Origin of the sequence: Paenibacillus sp. 2TAB26 (assembly GCF_052115145.1) — a bacterium.
Classification (GTDB): Bacteria; Bacillota; Bacilli; order Paenibacillales; family Paenibacillaceae; genus Pristimantibacillus.
Window position 1 is genome coordinate 1 of sequence record NZ_JBFRGC010000067.1, and the last position, 2559, is coordinate 2559.

Sequence of the window (2559 nt, forward strand, 5' to 3'; positions counted from 1 at the left end):
CTCCGAGACGGATCCTGAGTACGGCGGGACACGAGAAACCCCGTCGGAATCCGGCAGGACCATCTGCCAAGGCTAAATACTCCCTGGTGACCGATAGTGAAGCAGTACCGTGAGGGAAAGGTGAAAAGCACCGCGGAAGCGGAGTGAAAAAGAACCTGAAACCGTGCGCTTACAAAAAGTCAGAGCCCGTTAAATGGGTGATGGCGTGCCTTTTGTAGAATGAACCGGCGAGTTACGATCACGTGCAAGGTTAAGTCGGGAAGACGGAGCCGTAGCGAAAGCGAGTCTGAATAGGGCGAATAAGTACGTGGTCGTAGACCCGAAACCGTGTGATCTACCCCTGTCCAGGGTGAAGGTGCGGTAACACGCACTGGAGGCCCGAACCCACGCATGTTGAAAAATGCGGGGATGAGGTGGGGGTAGCGGAGAAATTCCAATCGAACTCGGAGATAGCTGGTTCTCCCCGAAATAGCTTTAGGGCTAGCCTCGAGGAATGAGCGTCGTGGAGGTAGAGCACTGATTGGGTGCGGGGCCCGCCAAGGGTTACCAAGTCCAGTCAAACTCCGAATGCCATAGACGTGCTACTCGGGAGTCAGACAGTGAGTGCTAAGATCCATTGTCAAGAGGGAAACAGCCCAGATCATCAGCTAAGGTCCCCAAGTGTGTGTTAAGTGGGAAAGGATGTGGAGTTGCAAAGACAACCAGGATGTTGGCTTAGAAGCAGCCATCATTTAAAGAGTGCGTAATAGCTCACTGGTCGAGTGACTCTGCGCCGAAAATGTAACGGGGCTAAACACACCACCGAAGCTATGACATGTRCCATTAGGTACTTGGGTAGGGGAGCGTTGAATACGGATTGAAGTTGGACCGTGAGGACTGGTGGACTGTATTCAAGTGAGAATGCCGGTATGAGTAACGAAAAGACAAGTGAGAATCTTGTCCGCCGAAAGCCTAAGGGTTCCTGAGGAAGGCTCGTCCTCTCAGGGTAAGTCGGGACCTAACGCGAGGCCGAAAGGCGTAGTGGATGGACAACAGGTTGAAATTCCTGTACCACCGAAGATYGTTTGAGCAATGGGGTGACACAGAAGGGCAGTGACGCGGACTGATGGAATAGTCCGTCCAAGCAGTGAGGCTGATCGATAGGCAAATCCGTCGATCATKAAGGCTGGGCTGTGATGGGGAGCGAAAATTGCAGTAGCGAAGGTCATGTACTCCGGCTGTCAAGAAAAGCCTCTAGTGAGATCTAGGTGCCCGTACCGCAAACCGACACAGGTAGGCGAGCAGAGCATGCTAAGGCGCGCGGAAGAACTCTCGTTAAGGAACTCGGCAAAATGACCCCGTAACTTCGGGAGAAGGGGTGCCTCGGTAGGGTKAATAGCCCGAGGGGGCCGCAGTGAAAAGGCCCAAGCGACTGTTTAGCAAAAACACAGGTCTGTGCGAAGCCGTAAGGCGAAGTATACGGGCTGACGCCTGCCCGGTGCTGGAAGGTTAAGGGGAGCGGTTAGGRGYAAYCCGAAGCTGTGAACCGAAGCCCCAGTAAACGGCGGCCGTAACTATAACGGTCCTAAGGTAGCGAAATTCCTTGTCAGGTAAATTCTGACCCGCACGAATGGCGTAACGACTTGGGCGCTGTCTCAACGAGAGATCCGGTGAAATTTTAATACCTGTGAAGATGCAGGTTACCCGCGACAAGACGGAAAGACCCCATGGAGCTTTACTGTAACTTGATATTGAACTTTGGTACGATCTGTACAGGATAGGTGGGAGCCTWWGAAGCATGAGCGCCAGCTTGTGTGGAGGCAACGTTGGGATACCACCCTGATCGTATCGGAGTTCTAACCTAGAACCGTGAAACCGGTTCGGGGACCGTGTCAGGTGGACAGTTTGACTGGGGCGGTCGCCTCCTAAAATGTAACGGAGGCGCCCAAAGGTTCCCTCAGAATGGTTGGAAATCATTCGAAGAGTGCAAAGGCATAAGGGAGCTTGACTGCGAGACCTACAAGTCGAGCAGGGACGAAAGTCGGGCTTAGTGATCCGGTGGTACCGAATGGAAGGGCCATCGCTCAACGGATAAAAGCTACCCTGGGGATAACAGGCTTATCTCCCCCAAGAGTCCACATCGACGGGGAGGTTTGGCACCTCGATGTCGGCTCATCGCATCCTGGGGCTGAAGTAGGTCCCAAGGGTTGGGCTGTTCGCCCATTAAAGCGGTACGCGAGCTGGGTTCAGAACGTCGTGAGACAGTTCGGTCCCTATCTGTCGCGGGCGCAGGAAATTTGAGAGGAGCTGTCCTTAGTACGAGAGGACCGGGATGGACGTACCGCTGGTGTACCAGTTGTTCCGCCAGGAGCACCGCTGGGTAGCCAAGTACGGACGGGATAAGCGCTGAAAGCATCTAAGCGTGAAGCCCCCCTCAAGATGAGATTTCCCAGTATGTAAGACCCCTTGAAGACGACGAGGTTGATAGGTTCGGGGTGGAAGCACAGCAATGTGTGTAGCTGACGAATACTAATCGGTCGAGGGCTTATCCTAAACACGTTTACTGTGACCCATACATCC

At 53.7% G+C, this 2559-nt stretch carries 1 rRNA gene; it reads left to right on the forward strand.

Annotated elements, in window-relative coordinates:
- Positions 1–2532: ribosomal RNA gene (locus AB4Z50_RS35770) — 23S ribosomal RNA — on the forward strand; the annotation flags it as partial.
- Between the last annotated feature and the right edge of the window lie 27 nt (positions 2533–2559).